The sequence below is a fragment of the Bradyrhizobium sp. CCBAU 11361 genome (assembly GCF_028128935.1).
Classification (GTDB): domain Bacteria; phylum Pseudomonadota; class Alphaproteobacteria; order Rhizobiales; family Xanthobacteraceae; genus Bradyrhizobium; species Bradyrhizobium niftali.
In genome coordinates this window covers 30956-48772 of the sequence record NZ_LBJZ01000018.1, presented here as the reverse complement: position 1 = coordinate 48772, position 17817 = coordinate 30956, and the positions used below count along the sequence as shown (strand labels likewise).

The following is a 17817-nucleotide window of genomic DNA, read 5'->3' as shown; positions in this document are numbered from 1 at the left end:
GAGCCACCCGACGACAAGCTGGATTGGCCAGCTCGAATGATATGTGCCGGCGATCACGCGCTGATTTGTCGATGCGCGGACACGCCGCCTCACGCGGGTTCAGCCCGCTTTCGTCCCCGTGATGGCGGCAAGCGCCTCGACGAGCCGGTCGAGATCGGCCTCCTCGGTGTAGAGCGCCGGCGTCACGCGGATGCATTGGCCCTTGGCGACGCCCGCCCGGCGAACCGTCAGGACCTTGTAGCTGTCCCTGAGCTTCGCCACGGTGGCGTCGTTGTCGGCCTTGCTCGTCTTGCCGGCGAGGCGGAAGGACGTGATCGCACCATACAGGCCGGCCTCATCGGGCGTCAGGATCTCGATGTCCTTGAAGCCCCTGCTACGACTGACCCAGTAGTCGCGCAGGTAGCGCAGGCGGGCCTGTTTCGCCGCAGCGCCGATCTGCTGATGGAGTTCGACGGCCGCAGGCACCGTCAGCACCGTCGCAAAATTGACCGTGCCGGTGTGGACCCGCGAGCGGATGTCGGTTTCCGGAAAATCCTCGTCACCGAGGTCGCGATCGATGTCGGCGAGGCGATCCTTCTTGATGTAGAGGAAGCCCACGCCGACCGGCGCGCCGATCCATTTGTGCAGATTGAAGCCGACGAAATCGACCTCGAGCTCACTCAGCCTGAAGTCCATCTGCCCCCAGGAATGGGCAGCGTCGAGGATGGTGTCGATGCCCTTGGCCTTGGCCATGCGGGCGATCTCGGCGACCGGCATGACGAGGCCGGTGCGATGGCTGACATGGGTGAGGAGAAGGAGCCTGGTCTTCGGATTCGCCTCGAAGGCGCGGGCATAGGCGTCGAGCACGGCCTGGCGGGTGGCCGGCTCGGGCACATCGAACTTGACCACGTCGACACCGCGGCGCGCCCTGAGCGCGTTCATCGCATACTGCATCGAATCGTAGTCGAGGTCGGCATAGAGCACGCTGTCGCCGGGCTTCAGCTTGTTGTAGCCGCTGATGAGCAGCTGCAGCGCTTCGGTCGCGCCGCGGGTGAGCGCGATTTCGCCGGGCGCCGCGCCGACCGCCTCCGCCACCTTGGCCCGCACGGCCTCGAAATCCGCACCCGCGCGCTGGCGCGCGTAGTAGGTGTTCTGATAGTTGACCATGTCGGACTGGCGGATGAACTCGCGCCTGACAGGCTCGGCCATGATGCCCCAGAAGCCGTTCTCCAGATTGACGACATCAGGCGTCACGGCATAGAGCCCCTTCACGGCCGTCCAATAGGCCTTGTCGGTGGCGATCGCCGCCGCCGATCCGGTCAGCTGCGCCGGCAGGGCCTCGGCCGCAAAAGCCGGCGCCGCCAGCGGCGCGACGGCCGCAGCCGCGAGGCCCTTCAGGATCGACCGGCGGTCGGAAGAAATTGTCTTGATCAGCTGCATGTCCGTCCTCTGCGATGCGCGGCGAAAGGAGCAGCGATCGATGGAACGCCGATGACAGGGCGATGACGGTCTGATGATGTCGGGCGTTGTCCTGGCAGGGACTACGACCTGGTTGGCCGCGCGTGGCGCTTGAGCCTCCCAGGCGTGGCCTGATCATCATTTGGATCGCCTTGGATGGCTTCCATCGGGACACGCTCTTGGCAGTTTGGACTATCCGGTGGCGCTGCGCCCCTTATCTCGAGTCACGACCAGATGATCGGCATGAACTTCAATTCTCTCTGGGAGGAACATCAATCCAACTAAGGGATTGGGATAGTGGTCTGTGGCGCGATACAGGTTTCGCGACATCCACCCGGAACGGCCCATCGTCGAGCGCGCGATCGGCGATGGGTCGGTTCTCGCGTTCAGGACCAACAGCTCAAAACAGCCAGCCGCTCATTTTGCGACGGATGCGAGGATTTGCGCGATGCTTTCGCGCGATCTTCCGGAAAGGGCCGTCTGGCGGCTGGAATGGTGCGCCATTCGGAATAAAATCACGAACTCGTATGACCTTGAAATAACTATATAATTTAAGGCGCTCGTGCCTGAACCGCGTGCGCAAGGATCTCATCATGGCCCTGGCAGCAACAGCAGTCCAACTTCCAGAAGCTCCTTCAAGGCCGCATTGTCCATGGCGTCGGCCAGCAACGCTTCGGCTTCGCGTTCTCGTCCTCCAGCGTCTTCAGCCGCTTGGCCTCCGACACCTCCATCCGGCCCACCTTCACTTTTCATTTGTAGATGCTGGCGTCGCTGACGCGATGCTTGCGGCAGATCGGCGACCGAAACGTCGGCCTCATGCTCTTTCAAAATTCCGATGATCTGCGCTTCCAACGTGCGGCGCATCATTGCCGCAATCCGCGTCGTAGCGTCGCATCATCCCGAACATTCCTTGCCAATCCCCAGCGCAAGTCTTTGACTTCTCCCAATAAAAAAGGGGCTGATCCGCCAAGGATCGCTATTCCAACGGGAGGAGGGAACCATGGCCAAATCAAACAAGGGCAATACTTCCAGCCGCCGGCGCTTTCTCAAGATCGCTGCTGCGGGGGCTGCCGCGACGGTAGCCGCGCCGACGATCGTTAGCGCGCAAGGCCCAATGAGCATGCGCTTTCAGAGCACTTGGCCGTCGAAGGATATCTTCCACGAATACGCGCTCGACTACGCCAAGACGGTCAACGACATGACCGGCGGCGACCTCAAGATCGAGGTGCTTCCCGCCGGCGCCGTGGTGCCCGCGTTCGGGCTGATCGATGCCGTGTCGAAGGGCACGCTCGACGGCGGCCACGGCGTGCTGGTCTACCACTACGGCAAGCAGAACGCGCTGGCGTTGTGGGGCTCGGGTCCGGGCTACGCCATGGACGCCAACATGCTGCTCGCCTGGCACAGGTGGGGCGGCGGCAAGGAGCTTCTCGCCAAACTCTATGCATCGGTCGGCCTGAACGTCGTGTCGTTCCCGTACGGACCGATGGCGACGCAGCCGCTCGGGTGGTTCAAGAAACCGGTCGCCAGCGCCGACGATCTCAAGGGCCTCAAATTCCGCACCGTCGGCATCTCGATTGACATGTTCACAGCCCTGGGCGCCGCGGTCAACGCGCTGCCCGGCGGCGAAATCGTGTCGGCGATGGACCGCGGCCTGCTCGACGCGGCCGAGTTCAACAACGCCTCGTCGGACCGCCTGCTTGGCTTCGCGGACGTCTCCAAGGTCTGCATGCTGCAGAGCTACCACCAGAACGCCGAGCAGCTCGAAATCACCTTCAATAAGACCAAGTACGACGTGCTGCCGGACAAGATGAAGGCGATCATTGCCAATGCAGTCAGCGCCGCCTCGCAAGAGATGCAATGGAAGGCGATCGACCGTTATTCGCAGGACTACATCGAGCTGCAGACCAAGGACAAGGTCAAATTCTACAAGACGCCGGACTCCATTCTCAAGGCGCAGCTCGAGATATACGACGAAATCGTCAAGAAAAAATCGGCGGAAAATCCGCTGTTCAAGGAAATCGTCGAATCGCAGATCGCGTTTGCCAGGCGTGCGACGCAATGGGAGCAGGACACCGTCGTCAACCGCAAGATGGCGTTCGACTACTACTTCGGGCCAAAAGGGACCGCGAAGAAGACCTGACGACATATTGAATCGGCAAGACACCGTTCGGGACGGCGACCGGACGGTGCCTTGTCATTTCATTCTATCCTCGGATTAATCGGCGGCGACCAATGACCGTCCATAAATTTCTACTCGCCATTGACGAAATCAGCACCTGGTGCGGCAAGGCCGCGGCCTGGTTGATCATGTTGCTGATGGCCGTCGTCTGCGTCGAAGTGTTCAAGCGCTATATCATGAACATGCCGACGGCGTGGATCTTTGACCTTGAGAACATGCTGTACGGAAGCGCGTTTATGCTGTGCGGCGCCTACACGCTGGCGCAGAACGCCCATGTCCGCGGCGACTTCCTTTACAGCTCAATGCGACCGCGCATACAGGCGTCGCTGGACATCGTGCTCTATGCGGTTTTCTTTATCCCTGGTATCGCCGCCCTCATATACGCGGGCTTTGACTACGCTGCCGACTCGTGGCGGATCGCGGAGCATTCGAACGTGACGGCAGATGGGCCGCCGGTTTATCACTTCAAATCCGTGATCCCCATCGCCGGCGCGCTGGTGATGCTGCAAGGCGTCGCCGAGATCGTGCGTTGCGCCGTCTGCCTGAAGACCGGCGAATGGCCCAGCCGGCTGAGGGACGTCGCCGAGATCGACGTCATCGAGCAGCAGCTCGCCCACAGCGAATATGTCGATGAGGAAACGCGCAAGATCGCCATCGAGCGGGCGCATGAAATCGACGAGAGTGCGCGGCAGCGCGGCATGGGCGGGGACGTGAACACATGAGCGATCCGGCACTCGGGCTCTTGATGCTCACGCTCATCGTGGTTGTGATCATGCTGGGCTTCCCGACAGCGTTCACGCTGATGGGCCTGGGCATATTTTTTGGCTACATCGCGTTCTATGACCCGACGCATTCCTGGGCCGACAACCGCGTTTTCGATTTGATGGTTGAGCGCACCTACGGCGCGATGACCAACGACGTCCTGATCTCCATCCCGCTGTTCGTGCTGATGGGCTACGTGATGGAGCGCGGCGCGCTGGTCGACAGGATGTTCTACTCGATCCAACTCGCGTTCCGCCGCGTTCCGGCTTCGCTTGCGGTCGCGACCCTGATCGTCTGCACGTTTTGGGGGATCGCGAGTGGCCTTGTCGGCGCGGTGGTGGTGCTGATGGGCGTCATCGCATTCAATCCCATGCTCAAGGCGGGGTACGACGTGAAGCTCGCCTCCGGCGTCATCACGGCGGGCGGCACGCTCGGCATTCTGATTCCGCCGTCGGTCATGATCATCGTCTATGCCGCGGTCGCCGGTCAGTCGATCGTCAAGCTGTACGCGGCGGCGATGTTCCCGGGCTTCTTTCTGTCGTTCCTGTATCTCATTTACATAGTCGCCTGGGCGATGATCAGTCCGAAGATTGCTCCGCGATTGCCGGAGGCCCAAACGAAGGTTCCGGTGCCGGCGTGGCTGTCGAAGTTCGAGGACAGCTATCGATCGCAAACGATCCTGATCTCGCTGATCAAGGGGCTGATCTCTCCGTCGCAGGCAACGCGAATCGACGCCGAAGGCCGTCCCGTCAGCTACTGGATGCTGCTCTCAAGCTTCGGTTACGCGCTGGTGCCGTTTACGATCGTCGCCGGCACGATGGCCACCATTTGGTGGTACGTGGTGATTCACCAGCAGGCTACCATCGAACTCGCGGTAACCGGCGTGCAGCAATTGGGGACGCCAGAGCTGGTTACGCACGAGGCCACGCCCGCTGAACTGGGGCCGGGGCTCCAATTCTACCTCTGGTTCTGGGGCATCGCGGCTGTTTGCGCGCTGTTGCAGGTCCGTTACTACTGGAGGTTCGACGCCGAGCGGCTTTCGATTGTGAAACTGCTGGCCTCGTCGACCATGCCGCTCGGCATTCTCACCGTCGTCGTGCTCGCCGTAATCCTGTTCGGAATCTGCACCGCGACCGAGTCCGCCGCCGTTGGCGCCTTTGGCGCATTCTTGCTGGCGCTGCAAGCCCGCACGCTCGACTGGAGGCGTACCAAGGAAGCGGTGTTCCTGACCGCGAAGACCACCGCGATGGTGTGCTGGCTGTTCGTCGGCTCGGCGCTGTTCTCGGCAGTGTTCGCCATTCTCGGCGGGCAGGCGCTGCTTGAGCAATGGGTACTCTCACTCAACATGACACCGGTGCAGTTCATGCTCCTGTCGCAGGCGATCATCTTCGTGCTCGGCTGGCCACTCGAATGGACCGAGATCATCATCATCTTCGTGCCGATCTTCCTGCCGATGCTGAAGCACTTCAACATCGACCCGATCCTGTGGGGGACGCTGGTGTTCGTAAACTTGCAGGCGGCGTTCCTGTCACCGCCGGTCGCGATGTCGGCGTTCTACCTCAAGGGCGTCTCACCGAAGCATGTCACGCTCAACCAGATCTTCGCCGGCATGATGCCCTACATGATGATCGTCATCCTGTGCATGGTCATCATGTACCTCTGGCCTGGCATGACGCTGTGGCTGCCGAACTATCTGTACGGGGGGTGAGGCGCAGCGGGGAGCTCCGGGCGCTAGTCACACGGAAATGGTGCCCAGGGGCGGAATCGAACCACCGACACTGCGATTTTCAGTCGCATGCTCTACCAACTGAGCTACCTGGGCGTACCCGACGAGAGGGCGCAAGGCCCATCGAGCGGGCGGTTTATAGTGGGCTGAAGGCGGCCTGTCCACCCGGCTTTGCCAAGTGGCTACGCCGGACGCGGCCCGGCTGTGTACAAGGTGGGGCGGGCTTGCCGCGGCTGGCGCGGGGCGCATCGGCCGCCCCTATAAATTATTGATATTCCTTGACTATTCTTCGCCGTCCGCTTCGTCGTCGCGGCCGGGGATGACGTAGGAGCCTTTCAGCCAGCGGTTCAGGTCGACGTCGCGGCAGCGCGAGGAGCAGAACGGGTGGGTGGCCTGCACGGCAGGCTTGCCGCAGATCGGGCAGGTTTTGAGCGGCCCAGCGGGCTTTTTGGCGTGGTCGTCCATGATGTCGGCAGCTTACCCGGGGTGAGAGAGTCTAGGAGCCTGTCGGCAAAGGGGTTCTGCGGGCGGACGCGCAGGCGTCGCGGCCCGGGTCCCGCGGGCCAATTCTACTGTGCATGGGGTTGTTTTCGAGATTTTTGTTAAGGCCCGCCCGAGCCGGCATTCGCGTTCACACGGCGGTGGCGTTGAGCCAGCCGAAGCGGATCGGAAAGCCTTCGCCGCCGAGCAGCGTCGTGGTCTCGTAGAGCGGCAGGCCGACGACGTTGCTGTAGGACCCCACCATCTTCACCACGAAGGAGCCGGCGATGCCCTGCACGGCGTAGCCGCCGGCTTTGCCGCGCCATTCGCCGGAGCCGATATAGGCCTGGATGTCGTCCTCCGAGAGGCGCTTGAAGCGGACGCGGGTCTCGACCAGGCGCTGGCGGAAGGCCTCGCGCGGCGTGACGAGGCAGATCGCGGTGTAGACGCGGTGATTGCGGCCTGAGAGCAGCCGCAGGCACTGCGCCGCCTCGTCCACGAGGTTGGCCTTGGGCAGGATGCGGCGCCCGACCGCCACCACCGTGTCGGCAGAGAGGATGAAGGCGCCGCGCAATTCGTCGTCGAGCTGCACCGATTTCAGCGCCCCATCCGCCTTGGCCCGCGCGAGGCGATTGGCGCAGGCGCGCGGCAGCTCGCCCCGCTTCGGCGTCTCGTCGACGTCGGCCGGCCGGAGCGCGTCCGGCTCGATGCCAGCCTGGTTGAGCAGCGACAGGCGCCGCGGCGAACCGGAGGCAAGAACGAATTTGGGGCGACCGAGCATCAGGTGATTTGGGGGATGAAGCAGGGGGTGAATTGCGCGCGGAACCTATCGGAAGGGGGCTGATTTCACAACCCGGGAACCCGGACTTTGCTGATTCGACGGGCTTCCGATGCGTGTGCCCGCGGTCTGTGACGCGGGTGTTACGGCGCGCGTCGCTATCCGCTCGCTGCGCCCACCTTCGCAAACCGCCGGCGGATGCGCATCAGGAGCTGGTCGCAGACGTCGCGGTAGGCGGCGAGCTTCTGGTCGCGGCTGCCTTCCATGGTGGTGGGGTCCTGGGTCGGCCAGTATTCGACGTCGGCGGCGAGCGTGCGGGTCAGCTCCAGCGCCTTGTGGTGCGCCTCCGGCGACAGCGTGATGATGAGGTCGAAATTCAGCCCCTCCCAGTCCTCCAGCTCCTCGAAGGTCTGCGGCTTGTGGACGGAGATGTCCTGGCCGAGCTCGGCCATCACGGCAACGGCGAAAGGATCGAGCTCGCCCTTTCTCGCGCCGGCCGACTTGACGTAGAGGCCCTGCGGAAACATGTGCCGCAGCAGGCTCTCGGCCATCGGCGAGCGCACGCTGTTCATCGCGCAGGCGAACAGCACCGATTGCGGATCGCGTGCGCGTGGGGGCGCAGCCATCCGCGCTTACCCCTTCCAGTGCAGAACGGTAATGAGCGTGAACAGCCGGCGCGAGGTCTCGAAGTCGACCCGCACCTTGCCCTTCAGCCGCTCCTGGAGCGTGCGCGATCCCTCGTCATGGATGCCGCGGCGGCCCATGTCGATGGCCTCGATCTTGTCCGGGGTCGCGGTGCGGATCGCCTGGTAATAGCTGTCGCAGATCATGAAATAATCCTTCACGATCCCGCGGAACGGCCCCAGCGACAACAGATGCACGACCACGGGCGAGCCGTCCTCGCGGCGGATGTCGAACATCAGGCGGTTGCCGGTGATGCCGATATGCAGCGTGAACGGCCCGTTCCCATCGGCGGCCTCCGGCGCGAACAGGTTCTGCTCGATCAGGTCGTAGATCGCGATCGCGCGCTCATGCTCGATATCCGGCCCGGAACGGCCGATCGATTCCTCGTCGAGGGTGACCGCGACGATGCGATTATTGGAGTCGTCCTGTTCGGGCGGCTTTGTCATGACAGATTGAGGCGCAATCCAATCGAGCGCGAATGGGCGTCCAGCCCTTCCGCCTTGCCAAGCGTCATCGCGGCAGGTCCGAGCGCACGCAGCTGATCCGGACCGCATTTCAGGATCGAGGTGCGCTTGATGAAGTCGTGCACCGAGAGGCCCGAGGAGAACCGCGCCGAGCGCGCCGTCGGCAGCACGTGGTTGGAGCCGCCGACATAATCGCCGATCGCCTCCGGCGTATGCGCGCCGAGGAACACCGCACCCGCATTGCGAACCTTTGCGGCGAGCGCGTCAGGGTCTGCGGTCATGACCTCGAGATGCTCGGCGGCAATCGCATCCGCGAGCGGGATGGCGTCGTTGAGGTTCTTCACCATGATGATGGCGCCGAAGTCGGCCCAGGAGGCGCTCGCGATCGCAGTGCGCGGCAGCGTCTTCAGCTGCGCTTCGACCGCCTTCTCGACATCGGCGGCAAGGCGCGCTGAATCGGTGATCAGGATCGATTGCGCGCTCGTATCGTGCTCGGCCTGGGCCAGCAGATCAGCGGCGATCCAGTCGGCATTGCCGGTGTCGTCGGCAATGACCAGCACCTCGGACGGGCCGGCGATCATGTCGATGCCGACCTTGCCGAACACCAGCCGCTTGGCGGCGGCGACATAGGCGTTGCCGGGGCCGACGATCTTCGCGACCGGCGCGATAGTAGCGGTGCCGTGCGCGAGCGCGGCGACGGCCTGTGCGCCGCCGACGCGGTAGATCTCGGTGACGCCGCCCAGCTTTGCCGCCGCCAACACCAGCGGATTGAGCTTGCCGTCGGGCGCGGGCACCACCATCACGAGGCGCGAGACGCCGGCGACCTTCGCGGGCACCGCGTTCATCAGCACCGAGGACGGATAGGCCGCAGTTCCCCCGGGTACGTAGAGACCGGCGGATTCGATCGCGGTGTAGCGCCAGCCGAGCTCGACACCGAGCGGGTCGGTGAAGCGCTCGTCCTTCGGCAGCTGGCGGCGATGGTAGGTCTCGATGCGGTCGCGCGCGAGCTCGAGCGCATCCAGCGTCGCGGCATCGCAGGCCTTCACCGCGGCCTCGATCTCGGCGGCCGAGATGCGAAGGCCGGATGCGTCCAGCGTCAGCCGGTCGAACTTTGCCGTGGCCTCGAGCAGGGCCGCATCGCCGCGCTTCGCCACGTCGTCGACGATCGCGCGCGCGGCGGCCTCCACGTCGGCCGAGACCTCGCGCTTGGCGGCGAGGAAGGCCGCGAATCGCTGGTCAAAATCGGCGCTGCTGCGGTCGAGGCGAACGGGCATGTCTGGCTTGGCTTCTGGCTGGTTTCTCGGGGCGGATTGGCGCACCAGGTCCCCTGCTCAATGGCGCGGCGGCCTCCCGCCGTCAACCCTTGGCAGGTGTCGTCGTTTTAGGTCGTCGTCCTGCTTTGACGTCGTCCTGGCGAAAGCCAGGACTCATTACCCCAAGTCTTTGTTATTGAACCAGGATGTGACCCCAGCCCACTCTATCATAGCCGCCGGTGGCTATGGGTCCTGGCTTTCGCCAGGACGACGGCTGAGGGTTTGACGCGGTATGCCCATCCTCACCCCTCCCCCTCGATCCCCGCCCCCAGTTCGTCCGCCCCGAGATCGGTCAGCTCGCATTCCAGGCATTCGACATCGAGGCGAATGGCGCCGCCCTGGGCGAACAAGAGCAGAGCGCTGCCGCCGGGCTCCTCGGCGCGGCCGTCCTGGAAGTGAAACTCGATCCCGACGAGGTCCAGAACCTTGTCCGGAGCTCCGATGTCGATGTTGCGCGATTTGCAGGCAAGCACGCGGTCGAAGCGGAGCGCGGCGACCAGCCGGCGCGGCTCGGCCTCGCCCTCCAGCGTCTGCTCCCAGTCCAGCCGGCTCATGCCGACCACCAGCCGCTTCTCGCTCTGTCGCCAGATGATGTCGGCGGCCTGCACCCGGGCATCCTGCACATGGGTGGAGATCACGGCGAGATCGTCGGCATCGAGCGCGATCAGTTTGAGCTGGGGCGACATCGCCGGCATTTCTCCTCGGGGGCGGATACGGCCCAACGCGCGCGGCCGCGGAAATTTCCCTAGACCTAACAACCCGGCGGACTAGAGACTATTGATATCCTCCATCTCCAGCACCTTGCGCGGATACCCCTGCCGGGCGACGTGGATCATGGCGCGGCCCATTTGCTCGGTGGAAGTGACGAGCCGCGGCGAAATCCGGCGCAGCACCGACCAGAGTGGCCAGGTTGCGGTATACACGGCCTGCACCCAGGCGGTCTTGGAGCGGGCACCATGCAGGGGCTGGATCGCGCCGGGCCGGAACATGTAGGCGCCCTTGAACGGCAGCTTGAGCAGATCGTTTTCGGTCTTGCCCTTGATCCGCGCCCACATCCGCGGGCCCTGCTCGGTGGAGTCGGTGCCGGCGCCGGTGACATAGGTGAAGATCATCTGCGGATTGAGTCTCGCCAGCGTCGTCGCAGCGGCGAGCGTGAGGTCGTAGGTGAGATGACGGTAGCGCTCCTCGTTCATGCCGATCGAGGAGACGCCGAGGCAGAAGAAACAGGCGTCGAAGCCGGTGAGCTGAGACTCGATCGCCGAATAATCCAGGAAATCGTCGTGGATGAGCTCGGTGAGCTTGGCGTTGCGCACGCCGGTCGGGCTGCGGCCGACCACGAGCACGCGGTCGATGCCGGCATCGACCAGGCACTCGCGCAAGACGCCCTGCCCGACCATGCCGGTCGCACCAAAGATGATGATTTGCATCGGGACGTCCCCAACAGCGTCGCGGCTCATGCGGCGACCACGATCTCGTCGAAGGATACACCGGTCAGCGTTGCCGAGACATCCCACAGCATGGCCGCCGCAGCGAAATCCTTGGCCTGCGGCATGATCTTCGCCGGCGCTGGCGGCCCCTTCAATTCGTAGTTCGGACCGTAATAGCCGCCGGGCTCGGCCGCTGGAGATGTCGCTGCGAACAGCGTGGGCAGCGCGCCCTCGGCAGCGGACTGGCTGATCAAGGGTTGGAGCCACCGTCCCACCCGCCACGAGACGGTGTTGGCGCCCGGCCCGTTCGAAATGAGATCGGTCCGCGCGTAGCCGGGATGGGCGGCAAGGCTCGTCACGCCCCAGCCGGCCGCGCGGCTGCGACGCTGCAACTCCAAAGCAAACATCAGCATCGCCAGCTTGGACTGGCAATAGGCCCGCCACGGACGATAGGAACGCTTGCCTTGCAGATCATCGAAATTGATCGCGCCGGAGCGGTGCGCAAGGCTCGAGAGATTGACGACACGAGACGCCTTCGCCCGGCGAAGCAGCGGCACAGGCGCGCCGTCAGCGCGTAGTGTCCGAGATAATTGGTGCCGAGCTGCATCTCGAAGCCATTCTCGGTCTGCTGCCGTTTCGGCAGCGCCATCACGCCGGCATTGTTGACGAGGAGGTCGAGCTGCTCGTTGCCGGCGGCAAAGCGCCTGGCGAAATCGGCGACGGAGGACAGGCTGGCGAGGTCGAGATGCTCGTAGGCGATCAGCGCATCGGGAAACCGCTCGCAAATGCCCTCGATCGCCCGCAGGCCCTTTGCGTCGTTGCGTCCGGTGAGTATGACAATGGCACCGGCGCCCGCCAGCGCCATCGCCGTCTCGTAGCCGAGCCCGCCCGTCGCGCCGGTCACGACGGCGGTCCTGCCGCTGAGGGAGGGGATGTCCGCCGTGGTCCAGTCAGTCATGCCGTAGCTCCAGGCTATCGGGGGCTGGAAAAAGGCCCGCGACCGGTCCAAATGTGCACTAAGTGCAAATTTGCAAGAGGTGAAATAATTTGAAGGCTTCGAAGCACGCCAGGAAACGCGCCAAGCCCTTGTCCTCCGGAGAAAAATCGCCGGCGGGGCCCGGCCTGCGCGAGCGCAAGCAGCAGCAGACCCGCGAGCGGCTGAAGCGCGCGGCGATGGCGCTGTTCCTGGAGCGCGGCTTCGAGGCCGCGACCATCGACGACATCGCAGCCGCTGCCGATGTCTCGCGCCGCAGCTTCTTCCATTATTTCGCCTCGAAAGAGGACGTCGTTGCCGCCTGGCAAGAGGATGCCGCGGCCGCGCTGGTCGCCGGAATTCTCGCACGGCCCGCGGGCGAATCCATGCTGACGGCGGCGGAGAATGCGATCGCGGCGGCGGTCAAACGGATCGATCCGACCGAAGCGGCTGCGATGTCGCGGCTCAAGCGCGACAATCCCGCGCTCCACGCGCGCGACCAGCTCAAATACGAAAAGCTCGAGCGCGCCCTCGCGGACGGGCTTGCGCAGCGCGCCGGCCGCAAATCGGACCGGCTGAAGGCGCGGCTCGTCGCCATGATCGCCACCGGCGCCATGCGCGTCGGCGGCGAGAGCTGGATCGGCGAAGGTGCGCGGGAGAAGCCGGAAGCTTTCGTGAAGCGCACGTTCGATGCGATCAGGGCGATCTTGAAGTGACGTTCTTCCCCTCTCCCCCTGCGGGAGAGGGTGGCTCGCCGCATAGCGGCGAGACGGGTGAGGGGTTGTCTCCGCGAAAGAACCTCTTTCGTTCGGACTCCTGGATAGAACCCCTCATCCGGCGCTTCGCGCCACCTTCTCCCGCAAGGGGAGAAGGAAAGACGACTCAATCCCTGAAAAACGCCAGCAGGTCGGCGTTGATGGTCTCGGCGTGCGTGGTCGGCATGCCGTGGGGGAAGCCCTTGTAGGTCTTCAGGATGCCCTTCGTGAGCAGCTTGGCGGACAACGGCGCCGAATCGGCGTAAGGCACGATCTGGTCGTCGTCGCCGTGCATCACCAGCACGGGCACGTTGATCTTCTTGAGATCCTCGGCGAAGTCGGTCTGCGAGAACGCGACGATGCCGTCGTAATGCGCCTTGGCGCCGCCCATCATGCCCTGGCGCCACCAGTTCTGGATCACCGCTTCCGACGGTTTGGCGCCGGGACGGTTGTAGCCGTAGAAGGGCCCGGCGGCGATGTCGCGGTAGAAGGCCGAGCGGCCGGCGGCGAGCTGGACCTGGAAGTCGTCGAACACGCTCTTCGGCAGGCCGCCGGGATTGGCCGACGTCTGCACCATCAACGGCGGCACCGCGGAGAGGATCGCCGCCTTCGCCACCCGGCTCTCGCCGTGGCGCGCGATGTAGTGCACGACCTCGCCGCCGCCGGTGGAATGGCCGACGTGGATGGCATTCTTCAGGTCGAGATGCGCGGTGACCGCCGCAAGGTCGTCCGCATAGTGATCCATGTCGTGACCGTCGGCGACCTGCGCCGAGCGGCCGTGGCCGCGGCGGTCATGGGCGATGACGCGGTAGCCGCGCGTGACGAAGAACATCATCTGCGCGTCCCAATCGTCCGACGACAGCGGCCAGCCATGGCTGAACACGATCGGCTGGCCCGAGCCCCAGTCCTTGAAAAAGATCTCGACGCCGTCCTTGGTGGTGATGGTGGGCATGGTGGGGCTCCTTTTAGTGGGACGTCATTCCGGGGCGCGCATCAGCGCGAACCCGGAATCTGGAAATTGTCGCGCGAGATTCCCGGTGCGCAATTGCGCACCATGGCTCATCGCTGCGCGATGCCCCGGAATGACGAGGGATCGGCGATCAGGCAAACGCCATCGGCTTGAAGCGGCGCCAGGCGCCGATGGTCAGCACCACGAAGAACACCAGCACGATGCCCTGCACCACGGCGAACACCGGGCCGGACGGCGGCGCCGGCGGCACGGCGGGCGCGAGCGCGGCGAGCGCCGGCACCTTCAGGAACGACTGGATCACCAGCACGAAGACGTTGAAGTACAGCGAGATCATCGCGGTCACGATGTAGACCGGACGCCAGACGCCCGCGAGCTTCATGCCGTAGAGCGCGATGCAGGCGATCGCGAGCAGCACCAGCGAGATGATGCCGATGATGTGCGAGGGCAGCAGCTCCTTGAACGGAAACAGGAAGCCGGTCGCGCTGGTGAGGATCGTGAACAGCAGGAAGATCGCGGTGAGGCCCGGCATCGGCTTCGAGCCGAGCAGGCCGAACATCACGACGAGGCCGGCGACGATGGCGATCAGGCTGATGATGACATGGACCAGCGTAAGGGCGGGCAAGCTCAACCCAAGAACCATGACATCTCTCCTTCTCTTTCACTCTGCATTGAGACGGAGATTAGTATTACGGTCCTCATCGGATGGCTACATGCGCAATGTCACAGGCTCGTGCGGAGCCATGCGTCGTCATGCGAATCGACAAACGCATGGCTGAATTTTTTGCATCGCTGTCACAAACGACGGCAGTTGTAGCCCATCCGGGCTACGAGCTTTCAGGTCTTCGACGAAAGTTGAATCGAATTTGGCGAGGCGCTTCGCGACTCACACTTCCTTGGTGTCGAAGATCAGCAGGTCGGCGCCGCCACTGGCGAATTTCGGCACGTCGCCTGCGGCCGCCTTGCCTTCCGCGCTGCCGAAGGCAGCCTGGATGTCGGCCACGCTGTTGAAGCTGAGGATGGCGACGAGGTGGACCCCGGAAGGTCCTGCGGGGGAGCCGACCGGCCCCGTGCTGACGGCGTATTTCTTCAAGCCGGGCAATTTCTTGGCGAGCGGAATGTGAGTCTCGGCATAATGCTTGTCGAAGGCGGCAGCGTCCTTAGGCGTCTTGTAGAGCACGACGAGTTCGGCCATTTAGTCCTCCCTTGAAGCTTGTTGGTAGATCCTCATGGTGAGGAGGCGCGTCGGCGCCGTCTCGAACCATGAAGGCCCGGCTTTGGCAGCTGGGCCTCGATCCTTCGAGACGCGCGCTTGGGCGCGCTCCTCCGGATGAGGGATAGTCTGTGGGACACGTCAGGATGGCAAGCCATAATCCGCTTGCCATTCCCTTGCCTTCTGCTTGTCTAAAGCGCCGGTTTTGCGGCGTCGCCGAGATAGCCATGCAGGGAGGCAACGACCTGCGCGCCCTCGCCGATGGCGCCGCCGACGCGCTTGACCGAGCCGGAGCGGACGTCGCCGACGGCATAGACGCCGGGCACGGAGGTCTCGAGCGGCGCGACCAGCCGGCCCAAATTCTGCTCGGACTGCGCGCCTGTGACGACGAAGCCGCCGCGATCGAGCGTCACGCCGCAGCCGTCGAGCCAGCCGGTGGCGGGATCGGCGCCGACGAACAGGAAGAGATTGCGGATGTCGGCGAAATCCTCGTCGCTCGACAGCCGGCTCTTCCAGCGGATGCGCCGCAACAGCGAGGCCTCGTCGCCCTCGAACGCCGTGATCTCGGTGTTGAACATCAATTCGATGTTCGGCGTCGCTTCGATGCGCTCGATGAGATAGCGCGACATGCTGGCGCCGAGACCGCCGCCGCGAATGATCATCAGCACCTTCTTGGCGTGACCCGACAGGAACACGGCGGCCTGGCCCGCCGAATTGCCGGCGCCGACGAGGGCAACCTCCTCGCCGGCGCAGAGCCGCGCCTCGACCGGGGACGCCCAGTACCAGACGCCGCGGCCCTCGAACGTGTCGAGATTTGCGATCTCCGGCCGGCGATAGCGCGCGCCGCTCGCGACCACCACCGCGCGCGAGCGCAATGTGTCGCCGCAATCCAGCGCGAGCGCGAAGGTGCCGGCACGGCGCGAACAGTCCAGCGACTTCACCGACATCGGGATCATGATCTCGGCGCCGAACTTCTGCGCCTGGGTGAAAGCGCGGCCGGCCAGGGCCTGGCCCGAGATGCCGGTCGGAAAGCCCAGATAGTTCTCGATCCGCGCGCTGGCGCCGGCCTGGCCGCCGAAGGCGCGGGTGTCGACGACGGCGACCGAGAGACCTTCGGAGGCCGCGTAGACCGCGGTCGCGAGCCCTGCCGGCCCGCAGCCGACGATCGCGACGTCGTAGATCCGATCGTCCTTCGCTCCGCCGATCATGCCGATGGCGCGGCCGAGCTCGATCTCGCTGGGATTGCGCAGCACGCTGCCGTCGGCGGTGACGACCAGCGGCCAATCCTCCGGCTTCGGCGAATAACGCGCGATCACCTCGGCCGCGTCGTGCTCGCTGTCGGCATCGAGCAGATGATGCGGCTGGCCGTTGCGGGTGAGGAAGCCCTGCAGGCGCACCACGCCGGCGGAGTTCGACGGCCCGATCAGCACCGGGCCACCGACGCCCCCCTGGATCAGGCTGACCCGGCGCAGGATCAGCGCGCGCATGATGCGCTCGCCGAGCTCGGCTTCGGCGACCAGCAGGGCGCGCAGCCGGTCCGGCGGGATCAGGAGCACCTCGACATCGCCCTCGGCGCGGCCGTCGACCAGCGCCGGCCTGCCCGAGAGCTGGCCGAGCTCGGCCAGGAACTGGCCGGGCCCCTGGTCGATGATCGGGGTGACATGACCGAGCCCGTCGCGCTGGGTGATGGCGACGTGGCCCTTCAGGATGACGAACATGCCGGGTCCCGGCTTGCCGGTCTCGAACAGCAGCTCGCGATCCGAATAGGTGCGGAGCTCGCCGAAATGCCTGATGCGCTCGATCTCGGCCGAAGTCAGCGCCGGAAAGGTCTGCTCGGGGCGCGTGAACCGCGACATCAGCGCGTCACGATCGGTTGGTTGCTGTCCGTCTTGCCCCATTGCCACTTCGCTCAACTCCAAAATTTTTAGCCGCCGTATTTTAGCCGCCGGTCTTGCCGGCGGTCCCCTCATTTAGGGAATCATCTTCATTCTGCGAGGGGTCGGCACTTGCGGCGCGTTCGCGCGCCTGAAGCTTCCGCCGCTTCAGGTTTTCGCGCAGCGCCGACTTCAGCCGGTCGTCCCGGGACGCCCTCGCCGGTCTCGAATCCTGCCTCGTGCTCTTGTCGTTCTCGTCAGCCATCACCGGTCCATTACAGCGGTCGGCGATAACATGCCCCATGAACGTGGCAGCTCAAGAAGCCCGCGCGATCCGATCGTGCGAAACTCCAAAATGAGGCGAATCCGGTCACCCGGCCAGCTGGCCAGTTGGGTGGGGAAATCGGAACCCGAATCGACGGGAAGTCGGCGGTTTCGAGCAAAAACGGGCATTTTGGCCCCGATATCGGCCCGATTTTCTCGTTTTGACGGAGCTAGCAAGCTTGCACAGGAGGGGGGCTTGTGGCAGATATCGGCCCGCTTGGTAGGCCCCTCGTGGCGGCCGATTCTAGATCCCAGCACATGCTGCCGTAGCTCAGTGGTAGAGCACTCCATTGGTAATGGAGAGGTCGACAGTTCAATCCTGTCTGGCAGCACCATCAACTTCAAAGACTTAGCTGTTATCGTGCTCGCCGCTGAATGAGTGCCGGAAGCACCGCGGAAGCACGGCACCTCCTTTGACTCTGAATCAGAGCGCGCGTTGCGCGAAACGGGGCGACTTCAAA

General features: G+C 64.4%; 19 protein-coding genes, 2 tRNA genes and 1 pseudogene. 5 read left to right on the top strand and 17 right to left on the bottom strand.

From position 1 onward, the window contains the following. Nucleotides 1-99: 99 nt before the first annotated feature. Both XI08_RS06250 and XI08_RS06245 read right to left on the bottom strand, forming a co-directional pair. Nucleotides 100-1419, bottom strand: a complete 1320-nt coding sequence (locus tag XI08_RS06250; RefSeq protein WP_271573779.1) for an aminotransferase class V-fold PLP-dependent enzyme — start codon at nt 1417-1419, stop codon at nt 100-102. Between the two features lie 642 nt (nt 1420-2061). Next, nucleotides 2062-2301: pseudogene (locus XI08_RS06245) on the bottom strand (transposase); the annotation flags it as partial. A gap of 136 nt (nt 2302-2437) precedes the next feature. Here XI08_RS06245 and XI08_RS06240 point away from each other — a divergent pair. From XI08_RS06240 to XI08_RS06230, 3 genes are all read left to right on the top strand, one after another. Next, on the top strand, nt 2438-3577 hold the full coding sequence (locus tag XI08_RS06240) for a TRAP transporter substrate-binding protein (RefSeq protein WP_271573778.1): 1140 nt from the start codon (nt 2438-2440) through the stop codon (nt 3575-3577). Nucleotides 3578-3669: 92 nt separating this feature from the next. Continuing rightward, the gene (locus XI08_RS06235) at nt 3670-4338 is read left to right on the top strand and encodes a TRAP transporter small permease subunit (protein ID WP_027542478.1); all 669 of its coding nucleotides are present in this window, start codon (nt 3670-3672) and stop codon (nt 4336-4338) included. After that, nucleotides 4335-6086 (top strand): TRAP transporter large permease, encoded by a 1752-nt coding sequence (locus tag XI08_RS06230; RefSeq protein ID WP_271573777.1) that lies wholly within the window; start codon nt 4335-4337, stop codon nt 6084-6086. Before XI08_RS06235 ends, XI08_RS06230 begins: the two co-directional genes overlap by 4 nt. 38 nt (nt 6087-6124) lie before the next feature. Here the strand turns inward: XI08_RS06230 and XI08_RS06225 are convergent. From XI08_RS06225 to XI08_RS06180, 10 genes are all read right to left on the bottom strand, one after another. Beyond that, nucleotides 6125-6200: transfer RNA gene (locus XI08_RS06225), tRNA-Phe, on the bottom strand. 186 nt (nt 6201-6386) lie between these two features. Then, nucleotides 6387-6569 carry a DNA gyrase inhibitor YacG gene (gene yacG / locus XI08_RS06220; protein ID WP_271573776.1) on the bottom strand — a complete coding sequence of 61 codons (183 nt, stop codon included), beginning with the start codon at nt 6567-6569 and terminating at the stop codon, nt 6387-6389. Nucleotides 6570-6735: 166 nt separating this feature from the next. Continuing rightward, a complete protein-coding gene (locus XI08_RS06215; RefSeq protein ID WP_027542472.1) occupies nt 6736-7365 on the bottom strand; it encodes a Maf-like protein in 630 nt (209 codons plus the stop codon). A 155-nt stretch (nt 7366-7520) separates the two neighbouring features. Further along, complete coding sequence (locus XI08_RS06210) at nt 7521-7988, bottom strand: arsenate-mycothiol transferase ArsC (RefSeq protein WP_271573775.1); 468 nt, start codon at nt 7986-7988, stop codon at nt 7521-7523. 6 nt (nt 7989-7994) lie between these two features. Continuing rightward, the gene (locus tag XI08_RS06205) at nt 7995-8492 is read right to left on the bottom strand and encodes a UPF0262 family protein (protein WP_271573774.1); all 498 of its coding nucleotides are present in this window, start codon (nt 8490-8492) and stop codon (nt 7995-7997) included. Then, nucleotides 8489-9784: a histidinol dehydrogenase gene (gene hisD / locus XI08_RS06200; protein WP_271573773.1), complete on the bottom strand. Its 1296-nt coding sequence runs from the start codon at nt 9782-9784 to the stop codon at nt 8489-8491. Before hisD ends, XI08_RS06205 begins: the two co-directional genes overlap by 4 nt. Before the next feature lie 281 nt (nt 9785-10065). After that, the gene (locus XI08_RS06195; RefSeq protein ID WP_271573772.1) at nt 10066-10509 is read right to left on the bottom strand and encodes a DUF2948 family protein; all 444 of its coding nucleotides are present in this window, start codon (nt 10507-10509) and stop codon (nt 10066-10068) included. Nucleotides 10510-10590: 81 nt separating this feature from the next. Continuing rightward, nucleotides 10591-11250: an NAD-dependent epimerase/dehydratase family protein gene (locus tag XI08_RS06190; RefSeq protein WP_271573771.1), complete on the bottom strand. Its 660-nt coding sequence runs from the start codon at nt 11248-11250 to the stop codon at nt 10591-10593. Between the two features lie 26 nt (nt 11251-11276). Continuing rightward, on the bottom strand, nt 11277-11657 hold the full coding sequence (locus tag XI08_RS06185) for a hypothetical protein (RefSeq protein WP_271573770.1): 381 nt from the start codon (nt 11655-11657) through the stop codon (nt 11277-11279). After that, nucleotides 11657-12208 (bottom strand): SDR family NAD(P)-dependent oxidoreductase, encoded by a 552-nt coding sequence (locus XI08_RS06180; RefSeq protein WP_271573769.1) that lies wholly within the window; start codon nt 12206-12208, stop codon nt 11657-11659. The genes XI08_RS06185 and XI08_RS06180 overlap by 1 nt, the downstream gene beginning before the upstream one ends. Nucleotides 12209-12297: 89 nt before the next feature. On the opposite strand from XI08_RS06180, the gene XI08_RS06175 reads away from it, so the two are divergent. Beyond that, nucleotides 12298-12939: a TetR/AcrR family transcriptional regulator gene (locus XI08_RS06175; protein WP_271573768.1), complete on the top strand. Its 642-nt coding sequence runs from the start codon at nt 12298-12300 to the stop codon at nt 12937-12939. Nucleotides 12940-13105: 166 nt separating this feature from the next. Here the strand turns inward: XI08_RS06175 and XI08_RS06170 are convergent, their stop codons facing one another. The 5 genes from XI08_RS06170 to XI08_RS06150 form a co-directional block, all read right to left on the bottom strand. Further along, nucleotides 13106-13930, bottom strand: coding sequence for an alpha/beta fold hydrolase (locus XI08_RS06170; RefSeq protein WP_271573767.1), 825 nt, complete (start codon nt 13928-13930; stop codon nt 13106-13108). Between the two features lie 148 nt (nt 13931-14078). Then, nucleotides 14079-14588, bottom strand: a complete 510-nt coding sequence (locus XI08_RS06165) for a hypothetical protein (protein WP_135177648.1) — start codon at nt 14586-14588, stop codon at nt 14079-14081. Nucleotides 14589-14831: 243 nt separating this feature from the next. Further along, nucleotides 14832-15140: an EthD family reductase gene (locus tag XI08_RS06160; RefSeq protein WP_271573766.1), complete on the bottom strand. Its 309-nt coding sequence runs from the start codon at nt 15138-15140 to the stop codon at nt 14832-14834. Nucleotides 15141-15349: 209 nt separating this feature from the next. Continuing rightward, on the bottom strand, nt 15350-17056 hold the full coding sequence (locus XI08_RS06155) for an FAD-dependent oxidoreductase (RefSeq protein WP_271573860.1): 1707 nt from the start codon (nt 17054-17056) through the stop codon (nt 15350-15352). A 40-nt stretch (nt 17057-17096) separates the two neighbouring features. After that, on the bottom strand, nt 17097-17297 hold the full coding sequence (locus XI08_RS06150; RefSeq protein WP_271573765.1) for a hypothetical protein: 201 nt from the start codon (nt 17295-17297) through the stop codon (nt 17097-17099). 319 nt (nt 17298-17616) lie between these two features. Here XI08_RS06150 and XI08_RS06145 point away from each other — a divergent pair. Next, a tRNA-Thr gene (locus XI08_RS06145) sits at nt 17617-17691 on the top strand. The last annotated feature ends 126 nt before the right edge of the window (nt 17692-17817 follow it).